Here is a 22,516-nt window from a genome sequence, read left to right as displayed (position 1 = left end):
GGCGGCCCGCCTGGCGGAAGACGCCGATGCTCGCCGATCAACGTTCGAGAGTGTCAGGCAGCGCGCGCCCGGCGTACGACCTGGCCACGTCCGCTTGGCCGGACAGGTCGTTGGTGGCAGCGATGACGGCATCCAGCAGGGCAGTTCGTCGTCGCTGCCGGCGCGGGCGCAGCCCCGCTCCACGCGCCGACCGCCGCGGCCGCGCTGTGTTGCACCGGCTGGCCGGGCAGCCAGTGGATCACCTCGGCAGACTCTCCGGTAACGTCAGAATATGAGTCATCCGCATCCCGAACTGAAAGCCGCCCCTCCCCTGCCGGAAGGAGGGCTGCGGGTCGTCGCCCTGGGTGGTCTCGGTGAGATCGGCCGCAACATGACCGTCTTCGAGCATGCCGGCAAGCTGCTCGTCGTCGATTGCGGCGTGCTGTTCCCCGAAGAGACCCAGCCCGGCGTGGACGTGATCCTGCCGGACTTCACCTCGATCCGTGATCGCCTGGACGACATCGTGGCCGTGGTGCTCACCCACGGCCACGAGGACCACATCGGTGGCGTGCCGTATCTGCTGCGCGAGCGCTCCGACATCCCTGTGGTGGGCTCGAAGCTGACCCTGGCGTTCCTGGAGGCCAAGCTCAAGGAGCACGGCATCAGGCCGCGCACGGTCCGGGTCCGCGAAGGCGACCGGCGCGGCTTCGGACCCTTCGACTGCGAGTTCGTCGCGGTCAACCACTCCATCCCGGACAGTCTCGCCGTCGCGATCCGCACCGGTGCCGGGATGGTGCTGCACACGGGTGACTTCAAGATGGACCAGTTCCCGCTGGACGACCGCATCACCGACCTGCGCGCCTTCGCCCGCCTCGGCGAAGAAGGCGTCGACCTCTTCCTCACCGACTCCACCAACGCCGAGGTCCCTGGCTTCACCACCTCCGAGCGCGAACTGAACCCGGCGATCGAGCAGGTGATGCGCACCGCCCCGCGCCGGGTGATCGTCTCCAGTTTCGCCAGCCATGTGCACCGCATCCAGCAAGTCCTGGACGCCGCGCACCAGCACGGGCGCAAGGTCGCCTTCGTGGGCCGCTCCATGGTCCGCAACATGGGCATCGCCCGCGACCTCGGTTACCTGAAGGTGCCCAGCGGCCTCGTCGTGAGTACCAAGGAGCTGGAGAAGCTCCCCGACCACAAGATCACCCTGGTGTGCACCGGATCCCAGGGCGAGCCGATGGCGGCTCTGTCCCGGATGGCCAACCGCGACCACGTGATCCGCATCGGCGAGGGCGACACCGTCCTGCTCGCCAGCTCGCTGATCCCCGGCAATGAGAACGCCATCTACCGTGTGATCAACGGGCTGACCCGGTGGGGCGCCCATGTCGTCCACAAGGGCAACGCCAAGGTGCACGTCTCCGGGCACGCCAGCGCCGGTGAACTCGTGTACTGCTACAACATCGTCAAGCCCCGCAATGTCATGCCCGTACACGGCGAATGGCGCCACCTGCGGGCCAACGCCGACCTGGCCATCCGTACGGGGGTCGATCCCGAGCGGGTGGTCATCGCCGAGGACGGCGTGGTCGTCGACCTCGTGGACGGGCGTGCGTCGATCACCGGCAAGGTGCCCGCGGGCAACGTCTACGTGGACGGCATGGAGGTCGGCGGCGCCACCGAGGCGTCCCTGAAGGACCGCGTCACCCTCGCGCAGGAAGGCGTGGTCACCGTGGTGGCGATCGTCGACGCCGACACGGGCGCCCTCGCCGAGACACCCGACTTCCTGGCCCGCGGGTTCGTCCACGACGACACCACCTTCGAACCGGTCATCCCCGTCATCGAAAAGACTCTGGCGACCGCAGCCCAGGAAGGCGTCGGCGAAGCACACCAGCTGGAACAGCTCATCGCCCGTGCCGTGGCGAACTGGGCCTTCCGCACCCACCGCCGCAGGCCCCTCATCATCCCCGTCATCATCGACGCCTGACCGGCGGTCCCCTTCCCCACTCCTGCCCAGCCGGCAGCAGGAACGGCTTCTGGCATCCACACTTACGTAGAGCGGCGTTCAAGACACCGAGGTCGGGCACCGACCGCGCGCCAGAAAGAAAACGGATAAACGCGCTCGGCCCGCACCCGCTCCTCGCGGCGTTCGTCGTGCCAGATCACGCCCACCAGGTGCGAGATGAGCTTGACCAGGTCGAGCTTCGTACCCTCGTACCACCCGGTCAGATCCCGCAGCTCGCTGCGATACCGTTTCGCGGCGCGTGAGGCGAAGTCACTGGCGAGTGGAGGGAACGTCGTTCGCCACTCGGCTACGCAGGAGACGCTGAAACCAGCTGGATGGAGGACCTCGCCGTCGAGGAGCTGGATGGCTTCGACAACCCGGACCACCCATACATGGAGGAGCCACCCGAGCCCTGAACTCCCTGTGCAACCTGGCTGGCAGCATGCAGAGATGGCAAGTACCGTCCACCGGTCGCTGGCTCGGGCTGACCATCGGCCAAGCCGATCGAGAGTTCCATTCGAACTGCTCGCTGCCGTCGGCGAGGCCGCCACGCTTCCGAAGTGACTAGCGGGCGGCTTCGCCCGGTACGAACCCCGCGCACGGACCGGGCGGATGGCACGGGATCTGCTACCGGATCCGCTCCAAATGTAGGCGCCGCCACCACGCCCCATCCCGCACGGGCCGTTACCGGCGGCAGACCGCACTCTCGACATAAGGATCACAATCGGCGGCTGGAGTACGGCTCGCAGGCCACTCTCACAAGCCCCGTCGGCGCGACTGCCGGCTCTAACGGGCCTGTCGACCAACTGCGCCCGGGCCTGCCTCCGCCCACGGGTCGAGGTTCCTGGCCCGGAACGGAACGTCCTGCAGAACGCTGACCGCGGCGGCCAGCCGCTGCTCGAGATCCGCCGCTTCGACCACGTAGCAGGCCCTCAGGAAGACAGGGTCGCACCAGCACCCCCGTCCTCGCGCTACAGGCCGGCCCGTTTCGCCCGAACTACAGCGGCATTCCTGCAGACAGACCGCCCTGTAGAACCGACTCTGCCCTCACCAGCAGCCGTTACGGGTAGGCGACCGCACACACGCTCCATGAGCGCGAGGGTCTGCTGCGCCGGACGGCATGGCTGCTGACGGTCGCGACGATCGCGTTCAGTGCCTGTGTCACATCCTCTTTCCGCAGGTCACGGTGTCCTGAAGCTGGGTGTTGATCGGCTTCGCCGTTCGGTTGAGCGTCGATGGACGCTGAAGCGAACGGCAGCCGGAGGCATCGCCAGGCGGCTGCGGTGAGGGGATATTGGGCCGTCTCGGTCCGGCGGTTTCGTCGGGTGAGGCGGCGGGTCATGAGGGTGATGAACGCCCACTGGACGTGGGCTTCGGCGTGGACATGAGGCGTTCGTCCTCGCGTTGCGGCGGGCCCGCACCGTCCACGAATTCGACCGCTCAACCACCCAGCGCTTGGGCAACAAGACGAAGCCCTTGGCGTCCTAGACCTGCGAGATCATCGCCCAGACGCTCCAGATCTCGGTGCGCCACGACGACCGTCTCGACGGCCCCGTCCACGGCGATGCCGACGGCCAGCCCTGGGACGCGGTGAAGACGGCCGCTAACGGCGGACCGCACACGCATCCCGACGCCAGATGATCGAAGAGAACCACGGCAAGCGCGTCATCTGTGCGGGACGGTGGCATACAAGCGGCCTCGTCCGAAGGGCCAGGTGCAACGGCGACTGCTCTGGTAGGTACCGGAAGAGCGCGGCCTGGTACACGACCCCGTACAGCGCATCGGCCCGTTCCCGGATCGCTCGCCATACAGTCGACGTGCTGTTTCCTCTGTATCGAGGGCCGCCGACGCGCTGACCGCACGACCGCCCACGGGCGCCGCCCGACGGCCCCGGGACCTGCTCGTAGCGATCTGGCCCGTTGTCCTGACCAGGAGAAATGGGCAGATCAGGTGATGCTGCGCAGACTCGGGGAAGAAGATGCGGCAACCGACAGGAGGTTGCTGTGAAGGGTGGAGATCTAGAACTGGGCGAATTGCTGGCCGCTGCGGAAGCGGCCCCGCCCGGTGAGTCCGTCGACGTCGTGGCACACGACCTGCAAAAGCGTTTCGGTGCCGAGCACACGTCCTTCCTGTTCGTCGACCTCATCGGCCAGCGGCTGGTACGCCTCGCCGCGGCCGGCGATGAGGCCGCCGACCCTGGCGAGCCGATCGCCTTGCAGGGCAGCGTCTACGACCACGTTCTGCAGAGCCAGCGCCAGCATGTGGAACCGGACGGACAGGGCGGGCGGCGCGTCATCACGCCGGTCACCAACCGCGGCGACTGCATCGGCGTCCTGGAGGTGACCCTGCAGTCCGCCGACGACACCGTGCTCCGACAGGTCCGCGACGCGGCCCACGCACTGGCCTACATCATCGTCACGGACCGCCGCTTCACCGATCTGTACCACCTGGGCCGGCGCACCACCAGGACCAGCCTGGCCGCGGAGATCCAGCACCAGCTGCTTCCCTCGGCCCCCTGCTGCGAGGCGGCCCAGTTCACCCTCGCCGCCGGGCTGGTCCCGGCCGACGACATCGGCGGCGACACCTACGACTACACCCTCGACCGCGACACCCTGCACCTGTCCATCACCGATGCCATGGGCCACGACACCAACTCCGCTCTGCTGGCCACCTTGCTGGTCGGCGCGCTGCGGCGGGCACGTCGCAGCGGCTGTGACGCCCTCAAGCAGGCCCGCCACGCCCACGAGACCCTGCTGAGTCACAGCCGCGGCCTGGTCACCGGGCAGCTGCTGTGCGTCGACCTCGAAACGGGTTTGTGCGAACTGGTCAACGCAGGCCACCCCCGGCCACTGCTGCTGCGTGACAACGCCGTCGAAGAGGTGAAACTCGCCGTCGACCTGCCCTTCGGTGTGGCGGCACCCACCACCTACCGCCTACAGGAACTGCACCTGCGTCCCGGGGACCGCCTGGTCCTGCTCACCGACGGAATGCAGGAGCGCGGTGCCGCGGCCGTCGACCTGGCCTCGGTCGTTCACGACACCCGCGCGCTGCACCCCCGAGAAGCCGTCCGGACCCTGACCGCCGCGGTGCTTGACGCCTGCCACGGCAGCCTCAAGGACGACGCTACGGTCCTGATACTGGACTGGCACGGCAATCGCAGCCGGCCACCCGAGACCAGACCCGACCCGCAGCGATGAGCCGCAACGGCGCGCTCCTGAGTCCCTACTGAGAGCGGCGCCAGGTGACGTACCCCGGAGAGCATCTTGAACGCGGCCGTTGGCCGTACGAAGCGAAGTGAGCTTGGACGGGAGGGCGACTCGGCGGCAGGGGGTTGGGGAAACAGCCACTCGGGCACTTCGCGACGATTTCGGCCACGTCGACCCGCTCGTCCGCCATGAGGGGCGCCGGGTGCGGCAGGCGGTGGTCGGCGACCAGGACGAACCGCAGGTTCCTGCCTTTCGGCGTCGGGCTGCCTCATGCACTCTCGTCCTGCCGCCGGGTAGGTCTCGGTGATGACGCGTCTCACCGCTTCCCCCAAACTGGCACCACGGGGAGGGATCCGCTCATCCACCCGCCCGTCCACCCGTTCGCCAGCTCGACGCGCCTGCGGGCCGGGGCACCCCTAGCATGCTGACTGTGCGACCCATTCTCCCGAAGATCGAGGGCGGCCGGGTACAGGGCCTCCTGCAGCTCGTCGAGGACGGCATCCACCTCGTCGTCGCGGCGCTCCTCGTACTGCTCGCGGGGCTCCTGACCGTCGGGGTCGTCCACGACGTCATCAAGTCGGTGCAGGGTCCGTACCGCGAGGAGACGGTGGTTCTCTCCGCACTGGACAACGGCCTTGTGCTGTTCATCGTGGCCGAGCTGCTCCACACCGTCCGCCTCACCATCAGGAACCAGACCCTCGACGCCGAGCCGTTCCTCGTCGTCGGCCTGATCGCCGGCATCCGCAAGGTGCTCATCGTGACGGCCGAGGCGCAGAAGTCCTTCCGGTGGAACGTCGAGGGGATCGAACTGCTCATCCTGGCGGGGTTGATCCTCGTGATGGCGACAGCGGCGTACGTGTGGCGGCGCTCGACGCGGCCGGGAGACTACTTCCCGCTCCAGGAGGCGCGGCGCTCCCTGTCGCCGGAGCCGTCACCCACCCCGGTGCGCGGGCGCGGTTCCTGATCCGTCACCTTCCGCCGCCACGGCCGCCCGCACCCGCTGCTCCTCGCGAGCAGAACAGACGTCCCGTTCCAGGAAGGACCGTTCTGGTCCGCCCGGACAGTCCCTGACCGCCGAGCCGACCAGAACGTCGCCTGTCGCGGCACGGTGAAGGACTTCGTCGGGGGCACCGGGGCGGAGCCGCACGCGACCCGCACCGTAGACGCCTCGGCACCCCCTGCCGACAGCGTCTGAAGGCTCCATGTCACGGACAGCACCCCCGGCACCCTCGCCGTCGGCCCCGCTCGCCTCGAACGTTGGAGCCTGGCCCCCCGCCCCTTCTCCCCGTCTTCCGATCCCCATGCTTCCGACGCTCGCACTTCCGGTGCCGGTGCTTCCGACGCTCGCGCTTCCGATCCTCGCGCCGCGTCCGCCGTGTCCCCCGCGGGGGACGTAGGTGCGTCCCACGAGCGACCGCAGGGGCGTGACCCGGATTCCGGCCCCCGACATCCTGATGGTGTTCATGCGACCACAGTGCTCCCAGGGAGGCGGGGCAACCAGATCCCTGCTGTGAGGAGGAACGCGGATCCTGGTACCGGCACCACCACCCTGCGCAGGTCAGCGGTCGTTCTCCGGCTCGGTCGGAGGGACGCTGGCGGGAAGGCGGAGGGTGAACACCGAGCCTGTCCCGACCTCACTCGTCACGGTGACGGTACCCCCGTGCGCGGCGACGAGCTGGCGGACGATGGAGAGGCCGAGCCCGCTGCCGCCGGTGCGCCGGCTGCGCGACTTCTCGGCTCTCCAGAACCGGTCGAAGACGCTGGGGAGATCCTCGGGCGCGATGCCGCTGCCGGTGTCGGTCACGTCGAGGACCACCTCGCCGTCCGCGCGGCGGGCCGAGAGGGTGACCGTGCCGACCGGCGGGGTGTGGCGTACCGCGTTGGACACCAGGTTCCCGAGCGCCTGCCGCATCCGCACCGGGTCGGCGTCGAACCACGGTGTCCCGTGCACCGTCGTCCGTAGAGCGATGCCCGCCGCCTCGGCCCCGACCCGGTGTGCCGCGGCGACCTGTTCGACCAGTTCGTCGGCGCGGACCGCCTCGGGGTGCAGCGTGAGGGCGCCCGCGTCGGCCGCCGCGAGGTCCTGGAGGTCGTCGATGACCCGCTGGAGGAGCATCGCCTCCTCGTGCAGGGAGGCGAGCAGCTCCGGGTCGGGTGCGACGATGCCGTCCCGGGTCACTTCGAGCCAGCCCCGGATGTTGGTGAGCGGGGTGCGCAGTTCGTGGGCGATGTCGCTGACCATCGCCTTGCGCTGGGCCTCGAGCCGTTCGCGGCGCTCGGTCAGCTCGTTGAACGCCATGGCCAGGATGCCGGTCTCGTCCCGGGTGGTGACGGGAACACGTGCGTGTGCCTCGGGCGGTTGCTGGGCGGCCTGGGTCAGTGCGCGCAGCGGACGTACGAGTCGGGTGGCGACCAGCGCGGTCACGGCCACGGTGAGGGCGAGGACGAGACCGGTGACGGCGACGACCTTGGCCTTGTTGGCGGGTGACATGTCGAAGTGCGGTACGGCCGTGTCGCCCGTGCCGAGGAACAGTTCGGCGATCGGGGCGACCGTGGGGTCGAGTTGTTCGCGGCGCGCTTCGGTGACGCAGTCCTTCCCCTTGCGCTCGCGCTCCGCGTCGTGCCCGCCGGATGCCGTCTTGGTGAAGGCGAAGCCCGGTTCCATGATCCGGTCGGTGGATCCGAACGCGATGAACGCGGCCGAGCCCACGTGTTCCCGGTCCAGGCACGGCCGGGCGATCCTGGTCAGCTGGTCCAGCGCCCGCTGCTCGGTCGCCGTGGGCGTGTTGAGCCGTCCGTCGGCGCATTCGTTCGGCACGTTGGCGTTGCCGTCCACTCCGTTCGCGTCGATCAGGACGGGGCGGCCGCTCGGCGTCTCCTTGACGGTGGTCTCGATGCCGTTGCGCAGGAAGCACTTCTGCCGCGTCGTCGCCAGGGCCCGCAGTCGCGTGCGTTCCGGGGAGGTCAGCCGGTACGGGCCCACCGCGCGGGGGTCGATCCCGCTGAGCTGCGCCCCGGGTTCGGAGTAGGTGTCGGTGTGCAGGGGGTCGACCGTGGCCGCGGCTCCGGGCGGCAGTGCGGTGCCGGGAGTCGCGGAGTCGGCGATCGGTGTGCGGTCCGGCGCCGTCAGCGCGACGCGCCGTCCGGTTCTGCCCGACAGTTCGCGCAGGGTGCCCCCGACATCTGACCAGTCGGCGTGCGTCGCGGCGTATCCGCTGAGCTGCCGGAGGATCTCCGTGTCGTCGGCGAGTGCCTGCCCCTGCTCCTCCTGGATGGCGCGCGTCGTGGTCTGCACCGCGAGCCACGCGGTCGCCGCCACCGAGCACAGGGCGATCAGCACCGAGGTGATCATCAGGCGTACGAGCAGGCTCTTGCGCAGCGGTATGCCGGACCTCATCCGCGGTCACCGCTGAGCTTGTACCCGACGCCGAACACCGTCAGCAGCCGCACGGGCCGGCGCGGATCCGGTTCGATCTTCCTGCGCAGGTTCATGATGTGCACGTCGATGGCCCGCTCGGTGGAGGCCCGGTCGCTGCCGCGGGTGCAGTTCAGCAACTGCCGCCGGGAGAAGACCCGTTCGGGTTCGGCGGTCATGGCGCGCAGGATCTCGTACTCGCCCGGCGTGCACTCCACGCGTGAGCCGTCGCAGTGCACCTCGTGCCGTACGGGGTCCACGGCGATACCGGCGGCGCGTACGACCCGGTCCTGTTCGGTGGCCGAGCGCCCGCTGCGCCGCAGGACCGTGCGGATCCGGGCCATCAGTTCGCGCGGGCTGTAGGGCTTGGTCATGTAGTCGTCCGCGCCGAGTTCCAGGCCGAGCAGGACGTCGTCCTCGGTGGAGCGGGCGGTGAGCATGAGGACCGGGATGTCGCCGTCCCTGCGCAGCACCCGGCACACCCCGAAGCCGTCGATCACGGGGAGCATCAGGTCCAGGACGACGAGGTCCGGTTTGAGGCGACGGACTTCTTCGAGGGCCGCCCCGCCGTCATGGACCACGGTCGCGGTGTGTCCCTCCTGCAGCAGCGAGCGGCGTATCAGTTCCGCCTGCTTCTCGTCGTCCTCCGCGACCAGCACATGTGCGCACACCCGGCCGATGGTAGGCGTCGGCGGGCGGGAACGGTGCAGGTGGGAGACGCTTCCCACACGCTGACAACTTCCTGATATCCGCGTGCGGGGCAGGCCGGGCGGCTTCGCCGGTCCTCGCCGCACCCACCTGGTGGAGTCCCGGGCGCAGGTCCGTCCGGCCCGTTCGGCGAGCCCTGGCCGGTGTCTTCGCGCCCTGGCCGGACGGAAGTTGCCGCACGCACGGATCTTGACGCTCCCGGATCGGGCGTCTTAGCTTCCCCAAGGATTAAAACGATTCAAAGCCGTGGGCCCGCAGGGGTCTTCTTTGTGCTGCCCTCCGAGAGAGTGGACGAGATCCATGAGCAACCACGCCCCGACGCCTCGCGCGGGACTCCCCCGCCGCGCCCTCCTCGGAGCCGCGGTCGCCACCGCCGCGGCCGGTGCGCTGGACTGGCGTCTTCCCGTACCGGCCGCCGCCGCGTCCGCTTCGTCCCTGCCCTTCGCCGAGCCCGCTCGTGAGGTACGGCCGAAGTTCCGCTGGTGGTGGCCGGACGGGCTCGTGCGGCCGGACGAGATCAGACGGGAGATCGACCAGATCGCCGACGCCGGTTTCGGCGGGGCCGAGATAGCGGCCGTCCACCACAGCGTCACGGACACCGCGGACTTGGACACCGCGCACCACGGCTGGGGCAGCGCCTCCTGGGTCGCCGGAGTGGAGGCGGCGCTCGCCCAGGCCGCCCGGCGCGGGATCACGGTGGACCTCACCATCGGTCCGAGCTGGCCCGCGGCGGTCCCCGGCATCACGCCGGACAGCGACGCGGCCGTCAAGGAACTCGCCTACGGATCCGTCACGTTGCCCGCCGGAACCGCGTACTCGGGGGCCGTCCCGGCGCCTGTGTACGCCGCCGCGTCCGGGGTGACCCGCCAGGACCTGCTGCTGGTGCAGGCGGCCCGGGTGAACACCGCGAACTCCACCCGCAAGGAGACCGGACTCGACCTGGACTCGGTGACCGACCTCAGCGACGCCGTCACCGCCGGCACCCTCACCTGGACCGCGCCGGACGACGGCACCTGGGTGATCCTCTCGTACTGGGTGCGCGGCTCCGGGCAGACCCCGGAGGGCGGTCCGCACACCGCTCCCGCCGCGTACGTGGTCGACCACTTCAGCGCGGCAGGCACACGCGCGGTGACCGACTTCTGGGACGATCGCCTTCTCACCCCCGCCGTGCGCCGGCTGCTGAAGGTGTCCGGCGGAGCACTGTTCGAGGACTCCCTCGAGCTGGAGACCGACGGACTGCAGTGGACACCCGCACTCCCCGACGCCTTCCTCGCCCACACCGGCCGCACCCTGCTGCCGCTGCTGCCCGCCGTGGTCCTCAACCACGGCAACCAGGTCTACGCGTTCGAGGCCGCCGTCACCCGGCAGATCCGGCACGACTTCTGGGAGACCGTCTCCGGCCTCTACAACCGGCACCACGTCACGGCACTGCGCACCTGGGCCCACTCACTCGGCCTGCGACTGCGCTCCCAGCCCTACGGCCTGCAGACCGACGCGATCGCCTCGGCCGCGATCCTCGACATCCCCGAGGGCGAGTCCCTCGGCTTCAAGAACCTCGACGACTACCGCTGCCTGGCCGGCGGACGCGACATGGCCGGCCGTACGGTGCTGTCCTGCGAGGCGGGCGCGTACGCGGGCGGCGCGTACAACACCACCTGGCAGAAGTTCCTGCGCACCATGGGCGGCGCCTACGCGGCCGGTGTCAACCAGACGGTCGTGCACGGCTTCTCGTACGCCGAGCTGCCTGGTGTGAACTGGCCGGGATACGCGGCCTTCACCCCGTACAAGGGAACGGTCGGCTACGGCGAGTCCTGGGGACCGCGGCACCCGACCTGGCGGCACGTCCAGGACGTGTCCGGGTATCTGAGCCGAGTCCACCAGGTGCTGCAGACCGGCCGCCCGCGCGCCGACGTCGCGGTCTTCCGGCAGACCGGCTACACCGCCACCGGCATCGGCGCCTCCTGGTTCACCGCCACCGGCATCCCGCTCGGCTGGACCCACCAGTTCCTCAGCGGCCCCCTGCTCGATCTGCCGAGCGCCACCGTGCGCCGGGGACGGCTGGCACCCGACGGCCCGGCGTACAAGGCCCTGTTCGTCGAAGGTGACTTCTTCTACGGCTCCACGGTGACCCTCGCGCTGTCGGATGCCCGTGCTCTGCTGCGCCTCACCCGTGCCGGACTGCCCGTCGTCCTGCTGGGCGCCTGGGACACCGTCGTCCCGCCCGGTGTCCCAGGCCCCGGCGAGAGCGAGGAACTGAGCTCCCTGGTGGCCGAGTTGCTGGCCCAGCCGCGGGTCCGTCAGGTCGCCGACAAGACGGCCGTCCCCACCGCGCTCGCCGACCTCGGAGTGGAGCCGGACGTCCGGTACGCGACGTCCTCCACCCTGCTGAACGCCCGCCGGGTAGCCGACGGCGTCGACTACTACTACCTGTGCAACGGCAAGCACGCCGAGACCGTCAAACCTCCGGTGGCCGCCATCGACCACGAGGTCACACTGCGCCGCACGACCGCCGACGCCGTTCCCTACCTCCTCGACCCGTGGTCGGGACGGGCCGAGCGGCTCGCCCGCTACACCGAGGGCGGAGACACCGTCACCGTGCGGGTCACCCTCCAGCCCGCCGAGACCCTGATCGTGGCCCTGGGCCGCCCCGGCCTCTTCGGCGACCACACGGACGGCCGTACCCACGCGGTGAGCAGCGACGCGGACGAGGTGCGCTTCAGCGCCGCCGGACTGACCGTCCGGGCCGCCACGGCCGGCACGTACAGCACCGTCCTGTCCTCCGGCCGCACCGTGCGGACGACGCTGAAGGCCGTCCCGGAGCCGAGGGAGCTCACCTCCTGGCAGCTGCGGGTCGAGGACTGGCGACCGGGCGACACGGCCTATCAGACCACCGTCGTCCGCCACGACCTCACCCTCGACGCGTTGCTGCCCTGGTCGCAGATCACCCAACTCGCCGACGTGGCGGGCATCGGCCGCTACCGGACCACCGTCACCCTCGACGACGGCTGGAGCGGCGGCCGCGGGGCCCGCCTGGAACTGGGCGGCGTGACCGACACCTGCCGGGTCACCGTGAACGGCCACCGCCTCGACCCGGTCGACCAGATCCATCCGGTGGTGGACCTGGGCGGCCTCCTCGTGCGGGGCGCCAACGTCATCGAGGTCGAGGTCGCCACTCCCCTGGCCAACCGGCTTCGGGTCAGCGACCCGGCGGTCTACGGCGGTACGGCCCGCCAGGCGTACGGGCTGACCGGACCCGTACGGCTGGTTCCCTACGGCGAGGCCCGGATCGCCTGACCGCTCGTCGCCCGGGGCCGAACCTGACGCAGTGGGTGGGGTGCGCGCAGCGGGCGTGCGCACCCGCCTCGTCGCGGTGCCGGGCCGGGTCCGGGTCCCGATCCCGTTCCGGCCCCGGCCCCGGCCTCTGCCTCTGCCTCTGCCTCTGCCTCTGCCTCTGCCTCTGCCTCTAGCTCTAGCTCTGCCTCGGCGGCATTGCACCGGTGAAGCCCGCGAGGCGGTTCGGCCGGTCCCCCGGTGCCGGGGTTCAGGAGGTGGTGCCGGCCGTCCCGCCGCCTCCGGTGGCGATGCCGCCCCGCGGTTTGGGGGCGGGGAAGGGACGTACATCCGGTTGGCACGTCGCTCCGGCGGGCGGGAGGGTGCCGTCCACGAAGTAGCGGCTCTCGTACTCCCTGACGCAGGCGCTGGGATTGAGCAGCGCCGTGTGTCCGTAGCCGTGGTTGGTGAGCAGACGGGCGGAGGCCAGTTCCTTGACCATGGCCTGCGCGCCCGCGTACGGAGTCGCTGGGTCGTAGGTGGTGCCGACGACCAGGAGGGGGTGTGCCGTCGGCTCGTTCCACGGCCCGCGGTAGCGGTTCGCGGCGATGACGGGCCAGGTGGCACACGGCTCCGCGGCCCAGGCCCAGAAACGTCCGGCGTCACCCGCGCGTAGCGCGGCAGCCTCCTCCAGCGCGTGGTACACAACGGGGTCACGGGGAGAGGGACTGTCGGAGCAGAGGATGGAGCCGGCCTGGTCGTCTCCCGTGTACGGGACCGGGACCGGCGGCGCGGGCGACGGTGCGGCCGACTGCGGAACGCGCCCCCGCCACAGGTCCTGCAACCTTCCCGCGAGGTCCGTCCAGCCGGGGTGGACGACGTAGAGGGCGCTCACCACGTCGGCGACCGTCCGGCCGTAGGTCCACTCGCCCACCGGATGCTGCCGCAGGCGCCGCATCAGCTCGTCGAACTTGTCCCGGGTGGCTTTCGCACCGCCGGCGGAGAAGGCGCAGCCGGTCGTGGAGGCGGACCCGCACAGGGTCAGGAACTGGTCCAGGGTCGCCGCGGCGCTGACGTCCGAACCCATGCGCAGGAACGGCGTCAGCCGTGGTTCCGCGTCCGAGGCGTGGTTCGTCCAGGCCTGCGGGTCGATGTTGCTGTCGAGGACCATCGCGCGGACCTTGCCGGGGAAGAGGTTGGCGTAGGTGGCGCCGAGGAACGTGCCGTAGGAGACGCCGAGGTAGGTCAGTTGCGGGTCGCCCACCGCCTGGCGGAGCTGGTCGAGGTCGCGGGCGGTGTCGGCGGTCGACACATGGCGCAGGAGCTCGGGGTCACGCTGCTCACAGCGCCGGCCCAGATCCGCGTACGCGGCGATCCAGGCCGCCCGCTGCTGTTCGCCCACCGGGAGACCGGCCGGCTTGCCGGCGCTCCAGGCCGCGGCTTCCCCGGTGCTCGCGAAGCAAGTCACCGCGGTGCTGTTGCCGACTCCGCGAGGATCCCAGCTGACGATGTCGAACCGCTCCCGTACCTCGCGGGGGAAGGACTCGTAGTTCTGCGGCATCTGCACCGTTCCGGGGCCGCCCGGGCCACCGGGATTGAAGAACAAGGTGCCTGCGCGACGTCCGGGGCCGGTCGCCTTTCGTCTGATGACGGCCAGCTCGATGGTGCGACGGCCGGGGTCGAGGTAGTCCAGCGGTACCTTGGCGATCGCGCAGTCGAACTCCGGTCCCTCGGCGCAGGGCTGCCAGTCCAGCCGCGGGGCGGGTGCCGAGGGGAACGGCACGTCGGCCGGAGCGGGGTACGCCACCGAGAGGGCCGTGGAACAGAACACCGCCGACGCGAAGACCACGGCCCCACGCCGACGGCCCACTATGGAACCGGATATCGGCACGCTGTGTCCCTTTCGACGGAAGTCGCCTCGACGGCCCACCCAGTCGACTCCACCGACACCGGCGGAGCATCCACAGCTGGGCCGAAGGGGTGACGCTCGGACGGGGACCGGGACGGGTTCACCGAGTCCCGGTCGCCCGCCCGTGGCGCATCCCCGCCGTGGCGCCCGGCCACGACAGCGTGATGCCGTCGCCCACCGGCAGCGCGAGGCGAACGCATCCAGCCGGAACAGGAGGCGAGCCCAGGTACGTCTGCTGCTCGTCGCACTCGCGGCGGCGCTCAGTCGCCCACCAGCGACGGAAGGCAGCCAGCCGGGGCCGGCGGCGTCGGGCGCCGCTTTCTCCACAGCCGTGGGGTGCGCTCCATCCCATGCTCCAGTTCCAGGGACGCCAGGGCCTCCTGGCCCTGCCCTCGTCGCTCCAGCCACGGCGGCAGCCTCGGGGCGGCGAACATCGCCTCTCCGTGAGTCTGAGGTGACCGGCACCGCCAGCACCGCTTAAGGCTTGCCGGGAATCAACACGTTGATTTGATCTTGAGAAATCTGATGATGTCGTCTGGGATGCGGGAACGGGCTGTCGAGGCGGGGATGTGGAGGCCTTGCGCATCGAGGAATGGGCGGACGTCTCTGACGGCACGGCTGATGGTCATGGCGGTGGTGCTGAAGAGTCGCCCGAGGAGCTCCTGAAGAGAGTGCTTTCCGGTGCGCGAACGCAAGATCCCCAAGCTCGGCGGAAGCGGGAAGGTGCGCAAGCTCGGCATCCTGACCGTCTCCGACCGGGTGGTCCAGGCAGCCCTCAAGCTGGTGCTGGAGCCAATCTTCGAGGCCGACTTCCTGCCGGTCTCCTACGGTTTCCGGCCCATGCGGCGCGCACACGACGCGATCGCCGAGATCCACCGCTACGGCACCAGTGGCTATCGCTGGGTGCTGGATGCGGACATCGAGGCGTGCTTCGATGTCCATCGACCACACGGCCCTCATGGACCGAGTGCGCGCGAGAGTCAAGGACAAGCGCGTGCTGCGGCTGGTCAAGGCGTTTCTCAAGGCCGGCCTCCTCACTGAGGGCGGCGGCCGCGAGGAGACCTTCACCCGCACTCCGCAGGGCGGCATCCTCTCCCCGCTGCTGGCGAACATCGCCCTGCCCATGCTCGACGAGCACGTGATGGAGCCGTGGGAGCCGGGCGGGAGGATGTCCACCAGAGGCAGGCGGGCACGCCATCGTCTCCACGGCCGCGCGAACTGGCGCATCGTCCGCTACGCGGATGACTTCGTCGTCCTGGTCGACGGCAGCCGTGATGACCTCGCCCGTCTGCGCGAGGACATCGCCGACGTACTGCACCCTCTCGGGCTGAGGCTGTCACCGGCCAAGACGCAGATCGTGCACATGTCGGACGGGTTCGACTTTCTTGGGTTCCACATCCAGTGGCGCCGAAGGCGAGGCTCGAACAAGTGGTACGTCTACACCTTCATCGCCAAAAGACCCATCCGGCAGCTGAAGGACAAGATCCGTGGCCTGACGAACAGAACGTCGCAGCAGGACCCCGGGACCGTGCTGAAGAGGATCAACTCGATTCTCCGCGGCTGGGTCAACTACTTCAAGCACGCGGTATGCAAGACCACGCTGAAAGCCCTGGACCAGTTCGTATGGCGACGGGTGACCAGCTGGTGGATGGTGCTGCATCGCTGGAGGTGGAAGGACGTCCACCGACGCTTCACCGACCGCGACGGCCGGTGGCACAAGCTCTCGGCGGACGGGATCGAACTGTTCCCCACGGTCTCGATCGCGGTCACCCGCTACCGATACCGGGGCAACACGATCCCCAACCCCTGGGCACTCAACCACGCTTGAACGGCAGAGACCGTGGAGAGCCCGATGCGGTGAGAGCCGCACGCCGGGTTCGGCGAGCGGCACGGAGAAACGGACCGGTGGCAACACCGGCACCGCGCTCCGTGCCGACTCAACAATTCATCCGGTTCTCGGTCCCGGTGCGCCGCCGGGTGCGTATCAGAGAGCCGTCCAGCAGCACCACCCCGCCACCCTTTCGGGTGATCTTCCTCAACGCGCGGTCCAGACACGGGGCGCGGGCAGCCAGAAGACCGACGACTTCCCGCACCCAGCGGGTGACGGTGGTGCGGTGCACCCCGTTCCCGCCGGCCAGGTCGCCGGGCCGTCATCCACGACCAGCACAGCGTCCTCGTGGTGCAGGTGCTCGACGACGTAGCCGCGGATGTCATCGCGTACCGCGTCGGCATCCCACTTGGCCCTCGACAGCAGGTGTTGCAGTCCGTACGGGGTCGCGTCGCCGGCCTGCTCGGCGAGTGTCCAGCAGTTCTTGCGCGGCAGGTCCGACAGCAGCCCGAGCACGAACGCCCTTGCCCGGCGCCGGGGTTCCACCCGGACGAACCGTCCCGCGATACGGCCCATCAGGACCTCGAACGCTTTCTGCCAGCGGGCAGGATCTATGCTGTGACCTGCGGCCACCGCCTGATCTTCTGTCTTCACACACCGATGATCACCGGTGGCCGCACCCGTTCCCGGACCAACCCCGACCAGCAAAATCAGGATCTGGTCCCGAGCACCAGCTCTGGAGTTGAATCGGCTGATGGACATGTCCTCCCGAGAGATCCGCATGCCCCTCACCGAGGTCGTCGCAGTACTGCAGGACCTGAACGAGTTCGTCGTTTCCCTCGACCGACTCGGATCCTGCCAGGGATCCGGGACCGCCGACGATTACACCGTCGGTAAATTCATCGCCGACTGGGATGTCGCTCGGCGATTGGCCGGCGTCCGACGCGTCATCAGCGTCGCGCTGGATGCACAACTGAGCGAGGAAGACAACGCCGAGATCGACGCCCTGTGCGCCAGGGCCGCTTCTACGGCACGGACAGCACCATCGGCCCCTCGAGTGACCAGTCCAGCTGAGACGGCAAGCGCATCGGACCGGACCAATCGAGACGGGAATCAGTTCGCCCCGAGACCTGGTACCCGACCAGCAAGATCGCGATCTACAACTGGAGTACTAAGGACTCCTAGCAAAAAGAGTGGATGCCACCTTGGAATGACGGGCAGTCAGCTGATGTTGTGCCTGCATTCGATGGATCGGGGTGGGGTGTGGGGCAGCGGAGGCCGTGGGAGGTCGATGACGGGCTGTGGGAACGGATCACTCCGCTGCTGCCGGTGGTCGAACGCAGACAGCGGCACCCGGGGCGCAAACGGCTGGAGGACCGGCGGGTCCTCAACGGGATCCTGTTCGTGCTGTACACGGGGATCCCCTGGGAGTTCCTGCCACAGGAGCTGGGCTACGGTTCGGGGAGCACCTGCTGGCGCAGGTTGCGGGACTGGCATCAGACTGGGGTGTGGCAGGCCCTGCACGAGCTGCTGCTCGCCGAGTTACGGGCGGCTGACCTGCTGGACTTCACCCGGGCCGCAGTCGACGGCTCCCACCTGCGGGCGATGAAGGGCGGTGCGAAGACCGCCGTCTCCAGTGGACCGGGGCAGGACGGGCAGCAAGCACCACGTGATCTGGAAGCGCACGGTATCCCGCTCGCCGCCACGCTGACCGGCGGGAACCGTCACGACGTCACCCAGCTCATGCCCCTGGTCCACGCTGTTCCGGCGGTCAAGGGCAAGCGCGGGCGTCCCCGCCGGCGCCCCGATGTGCTGTACGCCGACCGCGGCTACGACTACGACACCTACCGCCGCGACGTGCGCGGCCTGGGCATCCGCCCGGTCATCGCCCGCCGCGGGACCGAGTACGGCTCCGGCCTGGGCGTCCACCGCTGGGTCGTCGAAGCCGCCTTCGCGCTCCTGCACTGGTTCCGCCGCCTGCGGATCCGCTGGGAGATCCGCGACGACCTCCACGAAGCTTTCCTCACCCTCGGCTGCGCCATCATCTGCTGGCGCTGCTTGGCGGCAGTCAGCGCCGCCACTCATAGACACCTGGTGATGACTGCAGGACTTTGCTCGGCCACTCCTTCCGCACCAGTACAAGCAGCCTGCGCTGCTCGTCGATCCAACCCTCCTCAAGACTCATGGGAAGGAACACGGAGACGCACGAGCTGCCCAGATCCTCTACACGGACAGCGGCCGTCTCATGCTCTTCGTTGTACGGCTGGATCCTGATCTCCGGGCTGTGGTCGTCATCCCTCCAGCAGATGTCCTCGCCGGCAGCGAGCAGGTCCAAGGCACGCGACCAGTTCTCCAGGTCGGAAGGGGACAGGGACATGGCCAGTCGCCCGCTGACAAAGCTGCTCGTGACAAGGACCTCTGCGTCGAACTGGTCGTGAAGATGCAGCACACCCGGCGACCGACGCCCCAGCACGCGCACCCGGAAGCTGTTGTCGCCATCCGAGAGACTGATCAGTTCCACCGTGTGCCCTTTGCTTTGCCCGCCCGCATCTGCCAGGGCTCATGGTGCTGGACTGGATCTTCAGTCTCAACCAGCTTGTCCCAGCCTCATTCTGCTAGGAGTTCTAAGCAGTGCACGTCTGTGAAGCTGACAACTCGCCTGGTGTGGGCGGGAGTTCACGCTCCATGGGCTCGGTCGGGGACAGTTACGATAATGCTCTCGCGGAGAATTTGTGGATGCTGATCAAGACGGAGTGCATCCGCGGGCGCGTCTTCGCTACCCGGGCCGAGGCGAACCTCGCGCTGTTCGGGTACATCGACGGCTTCTACAACTCCCGTCGAAACCAGAAACGACTCGACTACCTCAGTCCGATTGAGTTCGAGGAGAAGCACTACGCCGACCAGGCAACGACCAAACGAACGAACCTGAAACTCCGTCAACCCGCTCTGACCAGCTGATCAGTACCCCCCCCCCCCCCCCCCCGCGCAACGGGGGAACCTCATACCCGCGTTCGCTCAGAGTGCGTTTGAGATCTCGGGCATGCTCGGGTTCTTTTGATGACGACACCCGGGCGGGTCTCAGGCGAGGAGCCGGATGGCGGGAGCGTCTTTGCTGGTGGCGAGCGGGTGGTCGCAGTGGCCGCACATGTCGCGTACCGGTCGGACCATGTTGGTCTGGATGCTGAACGTTCCGGACTGTCGGGCCTCGGGGCAGTAGTACCCGAGATACAGCCGGACCCACGGCGTGAGCGACAGTGCGGTGGCCGCATGGTCGCGCTTCGTGTCGTGGAACGGCGCCCACCAGTAGTCCACGACGGCCCGCAGCGCCGTCCGTTCCAGCTCGTCGGTGACGTCGAAGGCGGCGATCCGGGCCGCGGTGGGGTGCTCGGGGTTCTCCTCATCGGCCGAGCAGAGGGCGTGCTCCTGCCCGTGCTTGAAGGAGGTCGTGCGCCGGGTGCGTTGGCAGATGAAGCAGTCCAGGCTCAGCTCCAGCCTTTTTTGCCAGTGCAGGTTGTGAAAGCCCTCGCCTCGCAGGGGGACGGTCAGTTCGGGAGTGATCTCAACGCTTCGCAGCACCGCGCGATCATCCCAGATCGTGGCCGAGACCTCACCTGTGACGCCGATCCTGTGCCCACCGGCTCCTGCCCGCGTGGATCCGCTGATCCCGCAGACACTCGACAGTGCCCCGACCAGACGACTGCCCGCCTCCTCACGAAGTTGCTCGGCGCCCACCGCTTGGATTGGACCTGGAAGCCGCGCTGGCCTGGGCACTTGCGGACGATCTCCAGTTCGCGGCCGAGGAGATGGGCAGCCCAGTCGACCAGGCAGCCGGCGAAGCCCTGGTCGGCCCAGATCTTCCGCACTGACGGGTGGTCCAGACGTGCCCACAGCAGCGGTCGCTTGGCTCCCTCGCGGTCCTGGATGCTCGCGGCCATGACGTGGATGGCCAGCAACAGGCCGAGGGTATCGGTGACCAGGAACGCCCCTTGACCTTCTTGCCCGCGCCGAAGCCGCGCGTCGCGGAGGGAGCGGTGTCAGCAGTACGAACCGACTGCGAGTCGATCAGCCCGGCAGGCGGTTCCGCTTCTCTCCCTTCAGCCTGTCGGACCTGGACGCGCAGAACGTCGTGGAGTCGGGCGACGGTGCCCTCGTCGTGCCACCGCACGAAGTACCAGTACACGGTCTGCCAGGGCGGGAAGTCATGCGGCAACTGCCGCCAGGCGCAGCCGGTCCGCACCACGTAGAAGATCGCGTCCACGATCCGGCGGCGCGCGTGTTTCTCGCGCCGCCCGCCCTTCGGTCCCGTTCGCGGTGGCGGGAGCAGAGGCTCCACCAGCGCCCACTGCGCATCGGTCAGGTCCGACGGATAACCCCCATTACCGGTCACGGCAGGCTCAACGGCGGCCTTCGCTATGGGACACGGCGGATCTCAAACACGCTCTCAGAGAGCCCGCCCTCACCACGGAGGACCTCACACAACTCGCGCGCCCCATCGGCTGAGTGGTGCGGCGGCCGTTCCGCCCACCTGGGGCCGAACTCGCCCACACGGCGCTCCGCAGTGAATGTCCTGCATGGTATGCCCACCTGGCAGGCGCCCTGCCGGTGCACCCCAGTCACGCCAGCTGCACTGCTGGGCGCCGGGCTGGAACCGCAGGAGTGGGCGGCGGCAGCGGTCAGGGGGTGCCGCCGGGCGCCCCGGACTCCACATTCTTGACGCGTACACATACGCCTACTGGCGGACGCGCGTAGATGTCAGCACACTCTCCTCTGCGCCACCTGCACACCCCAACCTTCGTCGGCATCAGCAGGAGGAACCCGAATGAACAGTCCCGCCGCCCAGTTCCGCCTTCGGCTGCAACCGCGCGCCCGGGCCGTGGCCGGCGTCCTGGCCCTCGTCCTGACCGTGCTCTTCGCGCCCGGCGTGGGCCTGGCCTCGTCGCACGACGCTTACGCTGCCACCAAGTTGACCCAGGCCCAAGCGGAGAGCAAGTTCCGCAGCGCCGGCATCACCTGGTCCTCGTCCGGCAACTGCACGAACCGCAACAACTCCACCTGTACGTCGTTCGACCAGCTCAACCTCACCACCGCCCAGGGCGCCGTCACCCTGAAGAATGCCAGCGGCTGCGCACTCAACATCACGGGCGGCACCGAGACCGGCCACGCCAGCGGCACCTACTCGCACTGGAACGGCTACAAGCTCGACTACAGCAAGTACACCTGTATCGGCAACTACATCAAGACCTACTTCAGCTACTCCGGCCTGCGCGGCGACGGTTACCAGATGTGGACGTCCGGTTCCGGCAACGTCTATACCGACGAAGGCAGCCACTGGGACGTCCTCTACTACAACTGCGGCGGCTGCTGACCGGCGCGCTCCCGAGGCCCGCGCCCGGTCCTCGGTGTTCCGCCATGCGGCCCAGAAGACTCTGACTGCCCGTCACGGCGCAGAACAGGTGCCCCGCGATCTTGAGCGGGCGGGGCACCTTTCGCGTGCACGGTAGCGAGTGGAGTCGTGTTCTGGTCATGCAGGGGGACGGGAAGGGGCACGTCGGTCATGTGGCCGGGGTGCATCTGCGGCGGATGGCGGAGCGTCCGGACCTGACCGGCGCTCTGTCGTCGGCGCTGACCAGGCGCGGGTTCCATCCGCTGCACGACCGGGGCCAGTTCCGGGTCGACCGGGCGGTGGCGATCACGCCCGGTGCGAGGTGCATCCGTGTCGGGCTGCTGGCGCACCAGCGGCCCGACTTCGGTCCGATGGCGGCCCTTCCCACGGTGTTGGCGGGCGTTGAAGGAAAAAAATCGACGCAGGCGCGCTCACCGGATCGAGCGCGACGCGCCGGTCACTGGCCGGACGCGAGTCGCAGCCGGGTTGCTCGGTCATAGGTCGTTTTTTCCCAGTGTTTTATCCCGGAATCTGCTGTTTGGACCGGGGTGTCGGGTCGCGCCAGGAGATGGTGAGGTCGGTCATCGCGATGTGGACATGGCTTCGGAGCGTGCGGGCAGGGTTTCGTAGTCACGGGCCGGCGGTCCGCGAGCCAGCGTCCGACGGCCCGGTCCAGCGCGTCGCCGTCGATGCGGGCCAGCAGCCGACGGACCGTTGTCCCGGCGGGCACCCGCCTAGGCAGAAGCGGATCGGGATGGGCGCCGATCTGTTCCAGCACGTGCTCCGGGGCGTCGACCGGACTGCTTCACGCGTCGCGTTCCC

15 protein-coding genes and 3 pseudogenes are annotated in these 22,516 nt (G+C 69.1%); 9 read left to right on the top strand and 9 right to left on the bottom strand.

Annotated elements, in window-relative coordinates; genetic code table 11:
* Window positions 1-271: 271 nt before the first annotated feature.
* Window positions 272-1,957 carry a ribonuclease J gene (locus tag OHB41_RS43055; protein WP_266705512.1) on the top strand — a complete coding sequence of 562 codons (1,686 nt, stop codon included), beginning with the start codon at window positions 272-274 and terminating at the stop codon, window positions 1,955-1,957.
* 62 nt (window positions 1,958-2,019) lie between these two features.
* Here OHB41_RS43055 and OHB41_RS43050 read toward each other — a convergent pair whose 3' ends face one another.
* Window positions 2,020-2,361 carry a hypothetical protein gene (locus tag OHB41_RS43050; RefSeq protein WP_266705510.1) on the bottom strand — a complete coding sequence of 114 codons (342 nt, stop codon included), beginning with the start codon at window positions 2,359-2,361 and terminating at the stop codon, window positions 2,020-2,022.
* Window positions 2,362-3,978: 1,617 nt separating this feature from the next.
* Between OHB41_RS43050 and OHB41_RS43040 the strand changes: the two genes are divergently transcribed.
* A complete protein-coding gene (locus OHB41_RS43040; RefSeq protein ID WP_266705508.1) occupies window positions 3,979-5,172 on the top strand; it encodes a PP2C family protein-serine/threonine phosphatase in 1,194 nt (397 codons plus the stop codon).
* A 430-nt stretch (window positions 5,173-5,602) separates the two neighbouring features.
* Complete coding sequence (locus tag OHB41_RS43035; RefSeq protein WP_266705506.1) at window positions 5,603-6,145, top strand: phosphate-starvation-inducible PsiE family protein; 543 nt, start codon at window positions 5,603-5,605, stop codon at window positions 6,143-6,145.
* Window positions 6,146-6,739: 594 nt separating this feature from the next.
* Here the strand turns inward: OHB41_RS43035 and OHB41_RS43030 are convergent.
* Together OHB41_RS43030 and OHB41_RS43025 are read right to left on the bottom strand one after the other, a co-directional pair.
* Window positions 6,740-8,578: a sensor histidine kinase gene (locus OHB41_RS43030; RefSeq protein ID WP_266705504.1), complete on the bottom strand. Its 1,839-nt coding sequence runs from the start codon at window positions 8,576-8,578 to the stop codon at window positions 6,740-6,742.
* Complete coding sequence (locus OHB41_RS43025) at window positions 8,575-9,267, bottom strand: response regulator transcription factor (protein WP_266705502.1); 693 nt, start codon at window positions 9,265-9,267, stop codon at window positions 8,575-8,577. The genes OHB41_RS43030 and OHB41_RS43025 overlap by 4 nt, the downstream gene beginning before the upstream one ends.
* Before the next feature lie 337 nt (window positions 9,268-9,604).
* On the opposite strand from OHB41_RS43025, the gene OHB41_RS43020 reads away from it, so the two are divergent.
* Window positions 9,605-12,598 (top strand): glycosyl hydrolase, encoded by a 2,994-nt coding sequence (locus OHB41_RS43020; protein WP_266705500.1) that lies wholly within the window; start codon window positions 9,605-9,607, stop codon window positions 12,596-12,598.
* A 247-nt stretch (window positions 12,599-12,845) separates the two neighbouring features.
* On the opposite strand, the gene OHB41_RS43015 is transcribed toward OHB41_RS43020, so the two are convergent.
* Both OHB41_RS43015 and OHB41_RS52790 read right to left on the bottom strand, forming a co-directional pair.
* On the bottom strand, window positions 12,846-14,465 hold the full coding sequence (locus tag OHB41_RS43015; RefSeq protein ID WP_266705498.1) for an alpha/beta hydrolase: 1,620 nt from the start codon (window positions 14,463-14,465) through the stop codon (window positions 12,846-12,848).
* Between the two features lie 512 nt (window positions 14,466-14,977).
* Window positions 14,978-15,160 (bottom strand): annotated as a pseudogene (locus OHB41_RS52790) (ISAzo13 family transposase); the annotation flags it as partial.
* Between the two features lie 4 nt (window positions 15,161-15,164).
* On the opposite strand from OHB41_RS52790, the gene OHB41_RS43010 reads away from it, so the two are divergent.
* Both OHB41_RS43010 and OHB41_RS43005 read left to right on the top strand, forming a co-directional pair.
* The gene (locus OHB41_RS43010; RefSeq protein ID WP_266705496.1) at window positions 15,165-15,524 is read left to right on the top strand and encodes a reverse transcriptase domain-containing protein; all 360 of its coding nucleotides are present in this window, start codon (window positions 15,165-15,167) and stop codon (window positions 15,522-15,524) included.
* Entirely contained in the window at window positions 15,478-16,311 is an 834-nt protein-coding gene (locus OHB41_RS43005) for a group II intron maturase-specific domain-containing protein (protein ID WP_266705494.1), read from the top strand. The genes OHB41_RS43010 and OHB41_RS43005 overlap by 47 nt, the downstream gene beginning before the upstream one ends.
* Window positions 16,312-16,632: 321 nt before the next feature.
* On the opposite strand, the pseudogene OHB41_RS43000 reads toward OHB41_RS43005, so the two are convergent.
* Window positions 16,633-16,887 (bottom strand): annotated as a pseudogene (locus tag OHB41_RS43000) (transposase); the annotation flags it as partial.
* A 621-nt stretch (window positions 16,888-17,508) separates the two neighbouring features.
* Here OHB41_RS43000 and OHB41_RS42995 point away from each other — a divergent pair.
* Window positions 17,509-18,351, top strand: a pseudogene (locus OHB41_RS42995) (IS5 family transposase); the annotation flags it as partial.
* A gap of 28 nt (window positions 18,352-18,379) precedes the next feature.
* Here the strand turns inward: OHB41_RS42995 and OHB41_RS42990 are convergent.
* Complete coding sequence (locus tag OHB41_RS42990; protein ID WP_266706558.1) at window positions 18,380-18,784, bottom strand: DUF5959 family protein; 405 nt, start codon at window positions 18,782-18,784, stop codon at window positions 18,380-18,382.
* Window positions 18,785-19,047: 263 nt separating this feature from the next.
* Here OHB41_RS42990 and OHB41_RS42985 point away from each other — a divergent pair, with 263 nt between their 5' ends.
* Window positions 19,048-19,269 (top strand): IS3 family transposase, encoded by a 222-nt coding sequence (locus OHB41_RS42985; protein ID WP_323138444.1) that lies wholly within the window; start codon window positions 19,048-19,050, stop codon window positions 19,267-19,269.
* Between the two features lie 120 nt (window positions 19,270-19,389).
* Here OHB41_RS42985 and OHB41_RS42980 read toward each other — a convergent pair whose 3' ends face one another.
* Both OHB41_RS42980 and OHB41_RS52440 read right to left on the bottom strand, forming a co-directional pair.
* Entirely contained in the window at window positions 19,390-19,887 is a 498-nt protein-coding gene (locus OHB41_RS42980) for a hypothetical protein (RefSeq protein WP_266705490.1), read from the bottom strand.
* 133 nt (window positions 19,888-20,020) lie between these two features.
* A complete protein-coding gene (locus tag OHB41_RS52440; protein WP_526025020.1) occupies window positions 20,021-20,698 on the bottom strand; it encodes an IS5 family transposase in 678 nt (225 codons plus the stop codon).
* A 432-nt stretch (window positions 20,699-21,130) separates the two neighbouring features.
* On the opposite strand from OHB41_RS52440, the gene OHB41_RS42975 reads away from it, so the two are divergent.
* Window positions 21,131-21,676 carry a hypothetical protein gene (locus OHB41_RS42975; protein WP_266705488.1) on the top strand — a complete coding sequence of 182 codons (546 nt, stop codon included), beginning with the start codon at window positions 21,131-21,133 and terminating at the stop codon, window positions 21,674-21,676.
* Window positions 21,677-22,516: the final 840 nt, after the last annotated feature.

The organism is Streptomyces sp. NBC_01571 (genome assembly GCF_026339875.1).
In the GTDB taxonomy this organism is placed as follows: Bacteria; Actinomycetota; Actinomycetes; order Streptomycetales; family Streptomycetaceae; genus Streptomyces.
The sequence above is the reverse complement of the archived record's forward strand: the minus strand, read 5'-3'. Positions and strand labels throughout refer to the sequence as shown.